The following is a 16,462-nucleotide window of genomic DNA, read 5'->3' as shown; positions in this document are numbered from 1 at the left end:
CTAAAGCCGCACGTTCGTTTTTCCTCCCCCGGCTAAAGCACGGGGGTTTCCAAACGTATCGGAGGTTATCATCATGAGCTACTCAATTCAATCAATGTACAATTGGTATCGGAATACGCTTCGCAATCCGAAATATCGCTGGTGGATTATTTTAGGGACAATTGCCTATTTGTTCATGCCATTTGATATTGCGCCAGACTTCTTACCGATTATCGGTCAAGTGGATGATGTGGCATTGGTGACGCTATTGGTAGCAGAGTTGTCTCAGATGATGGTGGGGTATTTCAAGACGCGCCAGGGAGAAACCGTGGAGGAAGCGGCGAGTCCCGTCACCGAGGGTAGTAGCGAGAAGAATGCCACAGTGGATGTGCAAGCAACCTCGGTGAATCAATCGTAGAATTATCGCGAATCTGGTATTGATTTGGGCGTCGCCCGCGTTGGCGGGCGAAAGTCTGTGAAGGCGCGACTGGTAGGATTGCTAGGTCGCGACTTTCTTTTTATGGAGTTTTGCGATCGCCGAAACAGTGGTAGGGTAAAGAACACAGATCGCGGCGATCGCGGGAAAAATTCCGGGCGCGATCGCCCGGGTTGGGAGAAAAAAGTAACCTTGGCGGAGTCTGCAGAAAGCAGACTTTGTTTTTTTGTCTGTTTCAGGACTGACGCAACCCACCGATGGGTAGGTCCTAGGCAATCTATCTCCAACGGAGTGAACGGGCCATTGCGTCAGTTATAAGGGTGATGATTGAGGGAAGTGTTGAGAGTACAGCACCGATGAAATTTAGCGTACTGATAGAAAAACTGGGCGAGGGGGAGATTGGCGGCGAGTTAGCCCCGGATTTAGAGATTAGGGGGGTAGCGGGGATAGATGAAGCGACCCCAGGAACCGTCAGTTATATCGAGGGAAAGAAATTTGCCGATCGCCTAGAGACAACCCAGGCGAGTGCGTTAATTTTGCCAAACGACGAAAGCATCATTGCGCGGGCGAAGGAAAGGGGAATTGCCTGGATTGCCAGCGAGGAACCGAGATTGTTATTTGCCCAGGCGATCGCGATATTTTATCAACCCTTTCGATTATCGCCACAGATTCATCCGAGTGCGATCGTGCATCCCGAGGCAGAGATTGGGGAAAATGTGGCGATCGGCGCTCATGTGGCGATCGAAGCGGGGGTAAAAATTGGCAATCGGGTCTGCATTCATCCGAATGTAGTGATTTACCCCGAGGTAGAGATTGGCGAAAATAGCGTCTTGCACGGTAACTGCACGATACAAGAGCGCACCCGCATCGGAGCCAACTGCGTGATTCACAGTGGCGTCGTCATTGGCGGCGAAGGGTTTGGGTTTGTGCCATCAGCCACGGGGTGGGTGAAGATGGAGCAATCCGGCTATGTGGTATTGGAAGATGGGGTAGAGATTGGCGGAAATAGCACCATTGACCGACCTGCGGTAGGAGAAACCCGGATTGGGGAGAATACGAAAATTGACAATTTAGTGCAAGTGGGGCATGGGTGTAAAATTGGCAAAAACTGTGCCTTAGCGGCGCAGGTGGCATTGGCGGGGGGAGTGATATTAGGGGATAACGTGATTTTGGCCGGTCAAGTAGGGGTTGCCAATCAAGTGAAGATTGGATCCGGCGCGATCGCCTCAGCAAAATCCGGAATTCATAGGGATGTTGCCCCAGGAGCCATTGTCTCCGGATATCCGGCGATTCCGAATAAACTGTGGTTGAAAACCGTGGCAATTTACAATCGCCTTCCGGAAATTTATCGATCGCTCAAGCAATTGCAAGCCTTGTTCTCCAAAACCCCCGACTAATTTTGCCGCCGCGCGATCGCACTGGTTCCCCGGTGCATGCGATCGGGCGGCGGCCTTTTTTACCCTTGATTGATTGCAATCAATCTACAAATTTCGAGAAAACGGCGTTTTTCTTACTGTTGGGAAGTTGCCCGATACCCGTTCCGAGGTATAGTATGAGATGCTGCCATATTTTACCCACTGAACCGGGTAAATTTACCCGAAAAACCCATTCAATCAAAGGATGGCCGCAGACAAACCGCATCCCACCGGACACCCGTTTGAGAGGGAAGCAAGAGTGAAAGCGGTGCCATTTTGCCCGCTATTGCGGAGGGGAAAGCATGCCCTTTCGGCCAAGATTTCCCCTAAAAAAACCCGCGAATCGCACCCCAGAAGTGCTTTGGGGGGAATTAACAAGCATGGACAGACCGTTTAAATTTTAGAAAAGACTTGTCAAAACCCAGTGGTTTAAGGATATATTTTTATTAAGCCGAAAATAGACTTGAGGCTAAAATAACCAGCTTAGAGATAGAAGGATAATCGGTAAAGCGATGAGTGAAATTGCCACAGCCCCCCTTACAGGAAAAGCACTGCTTCAAAAAGTAAAAGAACTCTCACACTTACCTCGGAGAGAAACAGCGAAGCAATGTGGATACTACACCGAAACAAAAAACAACCAGATTCGGGTAAACCTGACCGGTTTTTATAATGCCCTACTGGCAGCTCGCGGAGTTCCCTTGAGTCCAGATGGGAAAAAAGACGGTCGAGGGCGCGAAGCCACCTATCGGGTGAGCGTCCACAAAAACGGACAAATTGTCATTGGTTCAACTTACACTCAGGAAATGGGATTAAAGCCCGGGGATGAGTTTGAAATTAAACTGGGCTACAAACACATTCATCTGATCCAGGTGGGTAGTGAAGCTGAATCCCAAAACGGAGCTAGCGAGGAAGAGGACGAAGAGTTTTAAAAGCAAGAAGACATGGAAGAATAATCTTCCGGCGAGATTCCCCGGTGCGATCGCGCAGTGGGGCGCTCACCAGCTACCCACCGACGGGAGTAGGTCACCAGTCACATCCAGGGAGGAACGCCCGATCGCGCGGCTAACTCCCTCGGCGAGCGCAACTTGGGGGTAACAAAACAGCAGAGGGGGGGAAATCCAAAAACCTCCCGAATGCGCGACTCCCGAGGCAAGTTCGTGGCGATCGCTCAGCCAATTAAGACTCGAGAATTGAGAATTAACAAAATTGTGAATTGTTAATTCTCAATTTTTTATGTTCGATGTCACACCTAGAGCGTGCAGTGGCGACGAGATGCCCTCCGAGTGGGTGGGGTATTATCTCGCTTCTGAGTTAGGCGAATCGAAAGAAGGCTCCTCGCGCCCCTGGGTCCGGACCGGCACATCAGACACTTGATTGACCGCATCGGTGAGCGGATCGAGAGCGATCGCCATCTGAGTTTGTCGTTCTAGTTCTTCCGTAGAAGAAAGCAACTCGCCGAGAATTTCAATAATCAATTCAATGGTTTCGCGCAGAGCCGGATCTCCGGTAAACTGCTCCAAATCCGAGGTAATTTTTTGGGCATTTTGGAACGTAGCGCGGGCCGAATCCAAGGTTTGTTGCAGCAAGACTAAATTCGTCGGCGTCGTTACCTCGGTAGTAAATTGAGCCAAATTTTCCGACGCGATCGCCGCATTCTGGGCCAGTTGCGAGGCATTCACCGACAGGGTTTCGAGATTGTCGAACAAGGCGGAATTTTCAATTTGATTGAGTTCTTGCTCAACTTGAGAGATTAACGGCGAAATGCTTTCAGCACTAAAGCGCAACTGTTCGCTGGTTTGGTTGATATTCTCCAGAGTGGTCACCAAACTGTCGCGATTGGTATCCACCAGAGCGCTGACATCAGACACCAGAGTTCGCACATTTTGGGCGGTGAGGTTGAGTTCGTTGGCGGTATCGCTGAACCCCTCCACCGTACCGCCGAGGCGATCCACCGTACCGGCCACTTGAGTCGCCGCGCTTCCGAGTTCGTCAGCGATCGCGCCATAGTCCCCAGCGGTTTGGCCGATTTGATTCGCCGTGGCCGAGATTTCATTGGCCGTAGCGGAGAAATCCTGGGCGATCGCGCCATATTCATTCGCCACCATTCCCACTTGATTCGCCGTAGCCGAGATTTGATTCGCCGTAGCCCGGATATCCCCTGCGATCGTGCCAAATTGATTCGTCGTCGCCCCCACTTCCCGGGCGATCGCGCCAAATTGATTTGCCGTCGCCCCAATTTGACCCGCCGCATTCTGCAACGCACTCGCCGATTCCACCGCCGCATTCGAGAAAATCCCCAATTCCCTTTCCACCGATTGGGTCAACTGATTGATTTCGCGCGTCAGTTGCGTAATCTCCGCACTGGCGACGGTGGTATTTTTCACCAAAGCATTCAAATTATTAAAAAAAGTCGGATCCGAAAACAAATTCGTAAACCGAATCGAACCGCGAATCAACTCGTCAAAATTCACCCCAATCCGACCTTGCAGGCGCTCGCGATTGCAAATCACCACATCCGTATTGCAATTGCGCGCCAAAGGATCGGCAGCATTGATCGCCTGGGGGGGTAACGGTTGCAGGGGAGTAATATCGATGGAAGTTTCCCCAATTAACCCCCCTTGATTCGCTTCAATCAATACCTGATTCGGAATCACCAAATCCGCCGGGGAGATAACGATTTCCACATCTACCCCATTCGTCCCCGGGGTAATGGTGGTAATCCGACCCACCTTGACCCCCCGATAGCGCACCGGTGCCCCGACTTGCATCCCGGCGACACTGGGAAACTCCGCTACGATTTTGTAGCTGTCTTTCCCCAGTCCCACACCTCTGAGCCATAAAACCGTAGCTCCAAATAGCCCCAGACCCACCAAAATCAACAACCCCACTGAGCCTTCTCTAAACCTGCGCGACGATGGCATAATGCTTCAACCCTCCGAATTCCTTTCTCCTGTCTCGCCTCTGTTGTTAGTGCCCCGAGTGGGGACCGATCGCGTTTCCATTCCCCCCTCACCGCGCGATCGCAACCGATCGCTTACCCCACCACCTGGATCGGTCCTGTGACTGCACCACTAAAAAACTGTCGAACCATTGGATGTTCCGTGCGATCGATTTGCTCAACCTTGCCTTCCCACTGCACCTTCCCGTCATATAAAAAAATGATGCGATCGGAGGTACGGCGGATGGTGCTGTCTTGGTGAGTCACCATTACGTAGGTGCTACAGCCTCCTTTCGCCGCTTGCAAGTCGCGGATTAAATCTTCAATCACCGTAGAGGCGATCGGATCTAACCCTGCCGTGGGTTCATCATAAAGCAAGACTTCCGGCGTGGCTTTCGGATCCTCTGGATTGGCCATAATCGCCCGGGCAAAACTGACCCGCTTGCGCATTCCCCCTGACAGCTCGGCGGGGAATTTGTTGCCAATTCCGGGCAATCCCACCATTTCCAGCTTCTCGTTGACTAACTGTCGAATCCGTTTGCGCGGCAGTTTCGAGTGTTGGTACAAAAAAAAGCCGATATTTTCCTCCACGTTTAACGAGTCAAACAAGGCGGCATTCTGAAACACCATCCCAATTCCCAAAGGGTCGGCTAAATCGTCCATCCAGCGTTCCCGGCGCTGCCCTTCTACGTAAACTTCCCCCGCATCTGGGGTTAGCAACCCGGCAATAATCCGCAGAATCGTCGATTTTCCGGTTCCCGACGGCCCGATAATCGACACAGCCTCGTTATGGTAGATGCTTAAATCCACACCATCCAAAATTGTCTTTCCCCCAAAGGATTTGCAAATTCCCTGGAGTTCGATTAACGGCTCGGTCATATAATCTGGTTTTCAGACTCCTGAGTGGACGCTCATGCTCTAGTATAGAGGGCTACCTCGGCGTTGGATCCGCTCCATTCCAGCCGACGCCTGCAGCGATCGCGCGGTTTTATTTCCCGGCACCCCCCCGCTCAACTCTCCCGGCGATATTGCTCCGGATGACTTGAGTCTGGGTCGATCCTACTCTATCCTACGCCTAGGTTGCCAGGGATGAAGATTCTCTCCGCGCTTGGGGAAATCTCTTCTTATCTCGTGAATCCATTCCCAACCGCTGGGGGAAGCTTCTCCTTGCTCCCGATGTCCGAAGCCCTTTATTGTACACTCCCTGACCACCCGCACACTTTCAAACTCCATCATGCCGTTACCCGATATCGTGGTAAGCAAATTCTCCTAAAATTCTCACCGATGGAGCGTGGCCAGGAATACCCTCGCGTCGTTCCATTTCCCTCGGAACCCCCTGTAGCGGATTAGAATCAACACCGACAACCTGTCCCGAATAGGTGTTAAGCATTTTATCCCCCAATACACAAGCTCAGCCATGACAATTGGTTTACTCAAACAAGCTTTAGATGTTCTCAAGCCGATTTCGCGCTCTAGCCGCGCGAGTCGCTTCAATCAGTGGTTTAAATGGCTCTCGCCTGGCTTATTCGTCAAGCGCTGGCTGCTCATCAGTGCCTGTGGCGTACTGCTGACGCTGCTCGGTTTGGCGATTTGGATCAAGCTGACGCCCATTTTTTTCGTGCTTCAGTTTATCGAGAAGGCGCTGGCTAAAATTACCACGATTATGCCGAACTATATCAGCGGGCCTCTGGTTCTGCTGGTGGGCATTTTCTTCATTCTCTGGGGCCAAACCCGCACGGTTGGCTCGATTACCCAGGTCCTGCGACCGGGTGCGGAGGAAAAGTTAATCGATGTGCTGCTCCATCACCGCAAGTTGAATCGCGGTCCGAAAATTGTGGCGATCGGTGGCGGAACGGGTCTTTCTACCCTGCTGCGCGGTCTGAAACCTTATAGCGCCAATATTACGGCGATTGTCACGGTGGCTGATGATGGCGGGTCTTCGGGGCGACTGCGCCGGGAAAATGGGGTGTTACCTCCGGGGGATATTCGCAACTGTTTGGCGGCGTTGGCGGATGAGGAAAAATTATTAACGGAGTTGTTCCAATATCGGTTTAAGGCGGGCAATGGCCTGAAGGGCCACAGTTTTGGCAATCTGTTTCTGACGGCAATGAGCGATATTAGTGGGGATTTGGAACAGGCGATCGCGGCAAGTTCTAAGGTCCTGGCGGTACGCGGTCAGGTTTTGCCTTCGACTCTGTGCGATGTCAATCTCTGGGCGCAGTTGGCGGATGGTCGCCGCATCCACGGGGAGTCGAGCATTACTGAGGCGAAGGGCAAAATTGTCAAAATCGGTTGCACGCCGGCTTCGCCACCCCCCCTACCTAAGGCGATTCAGGCGATTAAAGAGGCGGATTTCGTGATTTTAGGTCCGGGCAGTCTCTATACCAGCGTGATTCCCAATCTGTTGGTGCCGGAAATTAGGCGGGCGATCGCTCAAAGTCCCGTACCGAAAATCTATGTCTGCAATATTATGACCCAACCGGGGGAAACTGATGGCTATACGGTGGCTGACCATATCCGCGCTATCGATCGCGCCTGCGGCGATCGTCTGTTCGATGCGGTCCTGGTCCAACGTCAGGTTCCTTCGGCTCAAGCCCTGATCCGCTACGCTCAAGATAACTCTCATCCGGTCTTTGTCGATCGCGAGGCGACTCAAAATTTGGGCCGCGAGGTGGTCTTTGCCAATATCATGCATGAAGACGAACACACCGGGTACTTGCGCCATGATTGCTACCAATTGGCTCGCGTTCTCCTGCGCTGGTACGCTCGCGTTCAGCTTAAAAATAATCAAAATGTCCGCCGCGCTCTCAAGCGCCGTCACAATTAATTTGGTCTCGATTCCCCTTTTTCCTATTTGCTGATGACTGGATTTACCCTTTCTCTCCCCAATGCTGCAGCAACGCGATCGCTCGGCGTTCGTTTGGGTCAACTTTGCTCCCCGGGTAGCATTCTGTTGCTCTCAGGAGATTTGGGTGCGGGGAAAACTACCCTGGTTCAAGGCTTGGGTGAAGGGTTGGCTATCCCCGAGGCGATCGTCAGTCCCACGTTTACTCTGATTGTGGAATACCACGAGGGCCGCATCCCCCTCTATCACCTGGACCTCTATCGCTTGCAGCCCCATGAAGTGCCGGGGTTGAATCCAGAACTGTTCTGGGAAGGAATGGAAGTGGAACCGGGTATTGTGGCTATTGAATGGGCGCAACGCCTCCCTTACCACCCCGATTCCTATTTGCAAGTCTCTCTGACTCATCGTCAGGAGCATCGCGAAGCTCATCTCGTCCCCGTGGGGGAATTCGAGTTGGATGCGATCGCCCTGCATCCCTAAGCTTCTGGCTCAATTACCACACTTTTTCTACTTTGTCAATACTTTCTCTGGGAAAAAATATTGCGGATTGCCAACTGTAGGCGATCGGGGCACAGAGTAACCTGGACAATTGAGCGGTAATTTGTCCGTCTACGGCTTATCGAAGGTCAAGGCTTTACCGCGCACCTCCGTATGGAGCCTGCCGCGTTCGTAGGCCACTTGACCGCCTACAATTGTAACCACAGGCCATCCGGTTAGCGTCCAACCCTCGAAAGGACTCCAGCCGCATTTGGTTTGCAACTCTTCGCGCCGCACCGGGCGGGATTCATTCAAATCCACCAGGATCAAATCCGCATCATACCCGGGGACAATCAGCCCTTTGTCGGGAATTTTATAAGCCTTCGCCACCGCAGTAGACATCCAATTGACCACCTGGGCTACGGTACAGCGTCCCTGCATGGCTTGAGTCAGCATCAGGGGGAGGGAGGTTTCCACTCCGGGCATGCCCGAGGGGGTGTTGGGATAGCTGCGCCCTTTTTCTTCTAAGGTATGGGGGGCGTGGTCCGTGGCGATAAAATCGATAACCCCATCGAGAAGCGCTTTCCACAGAATTTCGTTATCCCGAGGCGATCGCAGGGGCGGGTTCATCTGCGCTTTGGTGCCGATTGTCTCATAGGCACTGGTATTAAGCAGCAGATGTTGCGGCGTCACCTCCGCCGTCACCCAACTGGGTTTACTCTGGCGCAACAGTTCCGCCTCATCCCCAGTAGACAGATGCAGAATATGCAGGCGACGCTGATATTTACGAGACAGCTTCAAAGCAAGCTGAGTGGCCAATAGCGCCACTTGGTTATCTTGAATTTGGGAATGTACCGCCGGATCCGTCTGACCGGCAAACTGCTCGCGACGCTGTTGGATCCGGGATTGGTCTTCTGCGTGAACGGCAATCAGGCGATCGCCTTGGGCAAAAATGCGATCGAGAAACTCTTCCTCGCTGACCAGCAAATCCCCTTTCATCGACCCCATAAAAATTTTAATGCCCGGGGTGGGGTTGGCACTCAACAAATCTGGCAAAACCTCTGCCGTTGCGCCAATAAAAAAGCCATAATTAACCAAACACTTCTGCGCGGCCCGTTGCAGCTTATCGTCAAGCGCCGCTTGAGTGGTGGTCAGGGGTCGCGTATTGGGCATTTCCAAGAAAGACGTCACCCCCCCCTTAGCACAGGCGCAGGAGGCGGTAAATAAATCTTCTTTGTATTCCAGTCCCGGTTCGCGAAAATGAACCTGCGGGTCGATGACTCCCGGCAACAAGGTCAACCCCGTTGCGTCGATAACGGCGATGTCTGCGTCTGTAGCCCCTGCAGAGATGTCCGGGGAGATTTCCCGGATTTTGCCCCCTTGCACCAGTACATCGCCGGAGATAAATTCGCCCTCCGGTTGCAGGATTCGAGCCTGTCGGATTAGTAGCGTATCGCGTTTACTCATAGCACCTCGTTGTGGATTGAAAAATTGCTCGGTCCGAATATAAAATATCGCCTCGGGCAATTTTTAAGCGGTGAGGGTGGGGCAAAAGTTGCCAAAACCCTCGCTGACATTTTAAAATAGAAAGATAAACACAATTGATTTGGGCACAAAAAATTGAGAGCAGGAGGAAGTCACGTTGGGAAGGCACAGGCTGACACCAACCGCAAGCAAGAGTAAAATAAAACCACAGGATCGAATACCCTTCGTGGGGGAAATAATTTCCTTCTCAAGCAAAGATTTTGTGAAAAATTAAGTGACCCTTTCGCAACAGAATTTATATCCATGAGTCGCGCACAGGAACCCTTGTCAGATTCCAATTCCCGCTTAACGGATGGAGAACGTCAGCAGCAGCGTCAAGAAAATCCCTGGGTTGAAGCACTCAAAACCATTGGGTTGAGTGCTATTTTAGCGATGGGAATTCGGCATTTCGTCGCCGAAGCGCGTTACATTCCCTCCGGATCGATGCTGCCTACCCTGCAAATCAACGATCGCCTGATCGTGGATAAGCTAATGTATCGCTTTAGCGACCCGCAACGGGGCGATATCGTGGTCTTTTCTCCCACGGATGCCTTAAAACAAAATTTTAAGGATGCTTTTATCAAGCGCACCATCGGTCTTCCCGGGGAAACCGTAGAAGTGAAAGGCGGAACGGTGTACATCAACGGGACGCCGTTGCGCGAGCAGTATCTCGACGAAAAACCAAGCTACCACTACGGTCCGGTGACGGTTCCGGAAGGGCAATATTTGGTGTTGGGAGATAACCGCAATAACAGCTATGATAGCCATTATTGGGGGTTTGTCCCTCGGGAAAATATTATCGGTCGAGCGGTGATTCGTTTCTGGCCCCTGAATCGAATCGGCGATTTGGATCCAGAACCCGTAGATCCGGGGGAACCGCAAAGGCAAATTGAAGGGTTGCAATGACCGGAAATGCTGGAGGTTCCGGTATGAAATTGAGAGGCGATCGCCTCTGGGAGCTTCCAGCAAAGCGCTTTGTTCGAGTGAATCGATAGACCGCTTTTGATTAAAATTTGTACTCCATTCACTACCTGGCGCTTATCTACCCACAGACAGATTTTTTCTATCAATTCCCACTGGGATAAATGCCGATAGAAATGGTAAGCTAGGCAAGGGACGCATCGAGTCTGTGTCTCGTGAAGTCTAAACGTCGGAACCCGCCGACAAAAATGCTCGATAGTGGCTAAGAAATCTGAGTTTCAATTATCTCCCCCCATCTTTTTCGAGGGCAGCAATCGCGATTTGCGGATAGAGTCCACCCTCGGAGAATTACCGTTATTTCAGTTTCAAGTCGAGATTAGCAAACCCTGCGATCGCATTGTCCGCATTTTTGAAAAATATCCCTTACTGCCGGGAGTAATTTTACTGGAAAACGGGGAGTTTATGGGAATGGTATCGCGGCAGCGATTGCTAGAATATCTGATTCGCCCGCGCGCGATGGAGCTATTTTTAAACGCCCCAATCCAGATGCTTTACAGTTACGCGCGCACCGAGATTTTGCTACTCCCGGACCATACCCCGATCGTGCAAGCGGCAAGGCAAGCATTGCGGCGATCGCCGGAATTATTAGGCGAACCGATTGTGGTACAAAAATCCCCCGACGACTATCAACTGCTCAACATCCACGAATTAAATATTGCCTATTGGCAAATTCGCGGCATCGAAACCCAATTGCGCTTCGAGCAAATTCAGTCTCAAATGATTCAACATGAAAAAATGGCCAGTTTGGGACGCTTAGTGGATGGTGTGGCGCACGAGATTCTCGATCCGGTAGGATTTATTTGGGGAAATTTAACCTACGTATCTGACTACGCATCGGCATTGATGGAATTAGTGGATGCCTATGAAAAACTGGTGCCGAATCCACCCGAACATATAGAAGAAATTCAACAAGAAATCGAGTTAGATTTCGTCAAACAAGACTTGCCGCAAACCCTAGATAGCATCAAAAATGGTTCCGAACGATTAAAAAAACTGGCAACCAGCTTGCAAAACTTCTGCCACATTGATGACGTTTATCCCAAACCTGCCGACCTGCATGCCTGTATTGATAGCGTCTTGTTGCTGCTCAAAAGTCGGCTGGGTAGCGAAATCGAGGTAGTAACGCACTACGGAAATTTGCCGCCGATTTTATGCTATGCCAGTCAACTGAATCAGGTGTTTATGAATATCTTGAGTCAGTGCATTGATGGGTTAATCGATCGCGCGGTGAATCAAAAGCTGGCAGGGGAATTTAGAGATGCCGGATTGCGACCCGCGCCGCCAAACTTACCGCCGAAGTCGCGCATAGAAATCGCCACGCAATTAGTTTCAAAATCGGCCATCGCTCCCGGGGCACCAGATTCGCGCTGGGTATCGATTAAAATTGCCCACAATGGTACGGCACTTTCGCCGCAAAAATACGAAGAAATTTTAACCTCTTTTTCCACCGAAAGACGGGGGGAGAAAGAAACCAGTTTGGGGGTCAGTTATTGGATCGTGACTGCCCGACATGGGGGAGAATTTTATCTGCGATCGCAAACCACCCATCCCGAGGAATTGCCCCCAGATATCGGCACTGAATTCGAGATGTTGCTTCCCCTCACCTAAATCGGTGGTTTCCCAGTGGGAACGAGTTATTGCGAAACCAAATAACCCATAATGGGTTACAAGGGGATCCTGAAACCGTACCCCAAATAGGACCCGCGCCCCAAATATTAAATTTTGTTGAATTTCATCACAAAAAAATAATTGTTGTGTTAATGCATGAAATTAACGCTGCAAATATTTTATTTAACAAGGGTTTCAGCTAATTAATTCCGGGAATTTTATAATAAAAAAAGACCCGAGTTGAGCGGAACTCCCAGCAAAACCGACGGTTAAGCGAGACTCGAACCTGGGTGAAATGTAAAGATTAATAAAGACTCTGAGTTAAAGTCAGCGAATCAGGGGGGGGAAATCAAAAATGTCAATGGATCCAACATCGGGAGAAAGAAGCGCCGGCATCATGGCGAGGCAATGGGAAGCAACGGTGCATTCGCCAGATGCGATTGCTAGGGAGAAAGCAACATCGGCGCAAATGCAGGACAATAAAAGCGAAGCCAATGTTGACCTAGGAAAGGGGAATATGGGCGATCGCGCATTTCTAGCAGGCAAGATCGAAAAAGAAATGGAAAGACGACCAGAGAACTGGCTGAAGCTGTTAATGGAGGCAGTTTCAGAATTTGTGATTCTCAAAGACAAACAAGGGCGGTGGGTTCAGGCGAGCGATCGCGCATTGGAACTGTTCCATCTATCGGCGTGCGACTATTGCGGCAAAACGAATCAACAGCTAGCCCAAGACAATCCCCTATATCGAGAACCCTTATTAGCGGATGCGGCATCCGATGAAACCACCCGCTGGGCGAGAACCACCACCCACCTGTGTCTAGAACTTGTGAATTCACAGGGGGGTCAAACCGCACTAGAGATGAAAAAATTGCCCTTATTGGACGCCGAGGGTTCCCTAGAAGGAATAGCAGTGGTGGGACGAGAGAGCGCATTTCGGGTAGAGAAAGAGCAACCCCCCTCAGAAACCGAGACGCGAGCCAGCATTTTATTAAACAGCGCCCCCTTGATGCTGTGGACCGCCAATGCGAAAGGACAGATCGACTTTTTCAATCAAAACTGGTTAGAATTTACCGGAAAAACCCCAGAGGAAGCACTGAATGGGGGGTGGGTAGAAAGTCTGCATCCCGAAGATAGAGCGCAATGTTTGCACAGCTTGCGCGTCGCCCTAGAATCCAAACAGAAGTACGAACAAGAATATCGCTTGCGAAACGCACAGGGAGACTATCGCTGGATCTTAGACGTGGGGGTGCCGCGCTACGGAAGCGAGGGGGAATTTCTGGGATATGCCGGATCCTGCGTAGACATCACCCATCGCAAAGAAATCGAATCAGCTTGTCGGGCCAGTGAAGCGAAAAACCGGGCATTATTAAATGCAATTCCGGATTTAATGCTGCGCCTGCGCGAGGATGGGATGATTTTAGAATTTAAAGAAGCGCCGGAAAACGCCATGCCGATCGTGCCTGTGGCGGTGGGACGGTGGTTGCATGAGGTGTGGCCGGTGGAGATTGCGGCGCGGGCGATGGAGTACGTGCGTGCTGCCCTGGAGACCAGGGAGATACAGACCTGGGAATATCAGTTAGAAATCGAGGGAAAGTGGCGCGATCGCGAAGCGCGGATCGTAGCTTGTGCCGAGAATGAGGTGGTAGTGATTTTGCGAGATATCACCGATCGCAAACAAGGGGAAGAGGCGCTGCTGCGGGTGACGCAGGCGGTGGATAGCGCCTCCGACGCGATCGCGATCGCCGATGCGAAAGGTCAGCATATTTACCAAAACCAAGCCTTTTCCGAGTTATTTGAATATCCCACCGTGGAGGCGTTGAATGCGGCGGGGGGTTTGGGAGCGCTCTACGTGGATCCGCAGGTAGGGGAGCGGATTTTCGAGCGGGTGGCGCATGGGCACTCCTGGATCTCAACCGTGACTCAGCGAACTCGCAGGGGTGAAATTCTGGAAGTTTTCCTGCGGGCGGATGCGATAAAAGATGCCACGGGCAAAATTATCGGCACGATCGCGATTAGCACCGCCAGTCCGGCGCGGGTCCAAGTAGAAGCGGCACTGCAACAATCGAAACAAAAACTCTCCTTGCACCTGCAGCAGACGCCGTTAGCGGTGGTGGAATGCAATCTGGCGGGGGAAATTGTGGAATGGAATCCTGCCGCCGAAGCGATGTTTGGCTATCGCAAAAGCGAAATTCTCGGGCGATCGCGCAGTGTGCTGTTTCCCGAGAATGCCTCGGAGGATGGAGAAATTCACTGGACCGAGTTACTCAGTCAAGATGGTGGCGCTTGCTCGATTTGCGAGAATCTCACCAAAGCGGGGAACCGGATTGTTTGCGAGTGGTACAATACGCCGTTGGTGGATCGGGAGGGTCTGGCGATCGCGGTGGCCTCTCTGGCTCAGGATATCACCGAACGAGTCAGAGCTGAGGAGGCACTGCGCCTGCAAAGTCAGCAACAGCGATTGGTGAATGCCACTCAAGCGCGAATCCGTCAATCTCTCAATCTCGATGAGATTCTCAATACAGCGGTTTCTGAGGTAAGACAGTTAATCGATTGCGATCGCGTGGTAATTTATCGCATTTGGCCCGATGGCACCGGCAGTGTGGTCACCGAGTCTGTGGTCCCGGGATGGCCCACCATGCTGGGACAAAGCTTTGGCGAGGAAATTTTTCCCGCGAGTTGTTACCAGCGCTACTGTGAAGGACAGGTGCGGGCGATCGCCGATCTGCAGGGGGAAAATTCTCCCCAGTGTTTGATCGAGTTTCTCCAACCCTATGGGGTGAAGGCAAAAACTATTGCGCCGTTGCTGCACGAGGATCGCTTATGGGGACTGCTGGTGGCGCATCAGTGCCGAGGAACCCGCCAGTGGCAACCGTTTGACATTGAGGTTTTCGATCGCTTGTCTACCCAATTGGCGATCGCGATCCAACAATCCACTCTGTTTAAACAGTTAGAAGCGGCGAACGAAGAGTTACAGCGTTTGGCGTCCTTAGATGGCCTCACTCATGTGGCAAATCGTCGCTGTTTTGATACGTATCTCGAACGCGAATGGCGACGGATGATTCGCGAACAATCGGTTCTGGCACTGATTTTATGCGATTTGGATTATTTTAAACTTTATAACGATACCTACGGTCATCAAGCGGGAGATACTTGTTTGAAAAACGTGGCGGAGACGATCGCAAATACGGTGAAACGACCGGCAGATTTAGTGGCCCGTTATGGCGGCGAAGAATTTGCAGTGATTTTACCCAATACTCCCGCCGAAGGGGCGATGCAAGTGGCTCAGGAAATTCGCAACAACGTTAAAGCGTTGCAGATTCCTCATTCTGCTTCTCCTCTGGATTGCGTTTCTCTCAGTCTGGGGGTGGCGGCGACGCTCCCGCGTCCGAAACAATCGGTGAAGGATTTAATTATGAGTGCCGATCTCGCCTTGTACGAGGCGAAATCTCAAGGACGCGATCGGGCGGTTCTGAAAAAATGTCACTTTCTTTAATTCCCCCATTCTGGTCGATTTCCCTTCTCTATCCGGGCGGAATTCCCGGAAAAAAATCTCGGTAGCGGCGCTTAAGAAATGCGATTGATATCGAGCAGTCCGGGGGGTGGATTAATTTCTACTCGACCGACTTCTAAATCGACAAGGGGGACGATTTCCATCACAAATGGAATTAAAATATCTTGGGGTTTTTTGTTCTTTTGGCCGGAATTTTTCCCATTGTTGCCGCCATTGTCTGTGGGATGAGGACGCACTGCGAGTAAATCGTTTCCGGCGGGGATAAAGTCTACCACGGTGCCGATAAATTCCTTGGTATTGCTGTGGTAAACTTCCAATCCAATTAAGTCGCGCACGTGAAATTCATCCGCTTCTAGGGGCGGACGATCGCTTTCGGGCACGAGAAGCAGACTACCGCGCAATGCTTCGGCGTGGGTGCGATCGCCGATTCCCTCGATTTGCACCACATAAATTCCCTTATTTTCCAGAAATCGACCGCTGAGAAATTGAACCGGTTCTGGTTGGGAGTTGTCGGGATGCAGCAACCAGCGCTCTCCCGGTTGGAGAAAGCGATCGGGAAAGTCGGAGTACGGATAAACCCGCACCTCGCCTTTCATCCCTTGCGGTGCGACAATTTTACCAATTTCTATCCATTCGTCGGTGAGTTCTGGGGGAATGCTAGGGGATTGATGGTTCATCGAAAATTAGGGGTTGGTAAGGGGGGCGAATGGAAACCCCTGTCATTTATGTATGGGGAGGAATTCGCCCC

Annotated in this window: 12 protein-coding genes; 8 read left to right on the top strand and 4 right to left on the bottom strand. The window is 51.5% G+C overall.

Annotation, left to right across the window (positions count from 1 at the left end):
* The first annotated feature begins 73 nt into the window (after positions 1-73).
* The 3 genes from AC0QH1_RS18325 to AC0QH1_RS18315 all read left to right on the top strand — a co-directional run bounded on the left by AC0QH1_RS18325 (position 74) and on the right by AC0QH1_RS18315 (position 2,759).
* The gene (locus AC0QH1_RS18325; RefSeq protein WP_324632701.1) at positions 74-397 is read left to right on the top strand and encodes a YkvA family protein; all 324 of its coding nucleotides are present in this window, start codon (positions 74-76) and stop codon (positions 395-397) included.
* A gap of 374 nt (positions 398-771) precedes the next feature.
* Positions 772-1,812 carry a UDP-3-O-(3-hydroxymyristoyl)glucosamine N-acyltransferase gene (gene lpxD / locus AC0QH1_RS18320; RefSeq protein WP_324632700.1) on the top strand — a complete coding sequence of 347 codons (1,041 nt, stop codon included), beginning with the start codon at positions 772-774 and terminating at the stop codon, positions 1,810-1,812.
* A 530-nt stretch (positions 1,813-2,342) separates the two neighbouring features.
* Positions 2,343-2,759, top strand: a complete 417-nt coding sequence (locus tag AC0QH1_RS18315) for an AbrB family transcriptional regulator (RefSeq protein ID WP_324632699.1) — start codon at positions 2,343-2,345, stop codon at positions 2,757-2,759.
* 366 nt (positions 2,760-3,125) lie between these two features.
* Here AC0QH1_RS18315 and AC0QH1_RS18310 read toward each other — a convergent pair whose 3' ends face one another.
* Together AC0QH1_RS18310 and AC0QH1_RS18305 are read right to left on the bottom strand one after the other, a co-directional pair.
* Positions 3,126-4,751, bottom strand: a complete 1,626-nt coding sequence (locus tag AC0QH1_RS18310; RefSeq protein WP_324632698.1) for an MlaD family protein — start codon at positions 4,749-4,751, stop codon at positions 3,126-3,128.
* 113 nt (positions 4,752-4,864) lie between these two features.
* On the bottom strand, positions 4,865-5,647 hold the full coding sequence (locus AC0QH1_RS18305) for an ABC transporter ATP-binding protein (protein ID WP_324632697.1): 783 nt from the start codon (positions 5,645-5,647) through the stop codon (positions 4,865-4,867).
* Between the two features lie 538 nt (positions 5,648-6,185).
* On the opposite strand from AC0QH1_RS18305, the gene AC0QH1_RS18300 reads away from it, so the two are divergent.
* Together AC0QH1_RS18300 and tsaE are read left to right on the top strand one after the other, a co-directional pair.
* Positions 6,186-7,595: a gluconeogenesis factor YvcK family protein gene (locus AC0QH1_RS18300; protein WP_324632696.1), complete on the top strand. Its 1,410-nt coding sequence runs from the start codon at positions 6,186-6,188 to the stop codon at positions 7,593-7,595.
* Between the two features lie 33 nt (positions 7,596-7,628).
* A complete protein-coding gene (tsaE, locus tag AC0QH1_RS18295; protein ID WP_324632695.1) occupies positions 7,629-8,093 on the top strand; it encodes a tRNA (adenosine(37)-N6)-threonylcarbamoyltransferase complex ATPase subunit type 1 TsaE in 465 nt (154 codons plus the stop codon).
* Between the two features lie 129 nt (positions 8,094-8,222).
* Here tsaE and AC0QH1_RS18290 read toward each other — a convergent pair whose 3' ends face one another.
* Positions 8,223-9,557 carry a dihydroorotase gene (locus AC0QH1_RS18290; RefSeq protein WP_324632694.1) on the bottom strand — a complete coding sequence of 445 codons (1,335 nt, stop codon included), beginning with the start codon at positions 9,555-9,557 and terminating at the stop codon, positions 8,223-8,225.
* Positions 9,558-9,878: 321 nt separating this feature from the next.
* Here AC0QH1_RS18290 and lepB point away from each other — a divergent pair, with 321 nt between their 5' ends.
* The 3 genes from lepB (at position 9,879) to AC0QH1_RS18275 (ending at position 15,696) form a co-directional block, all read left to right on the top strand.
* Positions 9,879-10,520: a signal peptidase I gene (gene lepB, locus AC0QH1_RS18285; RefSeq protein WP_324632693.1), complete on the top strand. Its 642-nt coding sequence runs from the start codon at positions 9,879-9,881 to the stop codon at positions 10,518-10,520.
* Positions 10,521-10,793: 273 nt separating this feature from the next.
* Positions 10,794-12,203: a sensor histidine kinase gene (locus AC0QH1_RS18280; protein WP_324632692.1), complete on the top strand. Its 1,410-nt coding sequence runs from the start codon at positions 10,794-10,796 to the stop codon at positions 12,201-12,203.
* Positions 12,204-12,558: 355 nt separating this feature from the next.
* Positions 12,559-15,696 (top strand): PAS domain S-box protein, encoded by a 3,138-nt coding sequence (locus tag AC0QH1_RS18275; RefSeq protein ID WP_324632691.1) that lies wholly within the window; start codon positions 12,559-12,561, stop codon positions 15,694-15,696.
* A 71-nt stretch (positions 15,697-15,767) separates the two neighbouring features.
* Here the strand turns inward: AC0QH1_RS18275 and rimM are convergent, their stop codons facing one another.
* Entirely contained in the window at positions 15,768-16,391 is a 624-nt protein-coding gene (gene rimM / locus AC0QH1_RS18270; RefSeq protein WP_324632690.1) for a ribosome maturation factor RimM, read from the bottom strand.
* Between the last annotated feature and the right edge of the window lie 71 nt (positions 16,392-16,462).

The sequence above is a fragment of the Phormidium sp. CCY1219 genome (assembly GCF_055795085.1).
This window is presented reverse-complemented; position numbering and strand designations above follow the sequence as displayed.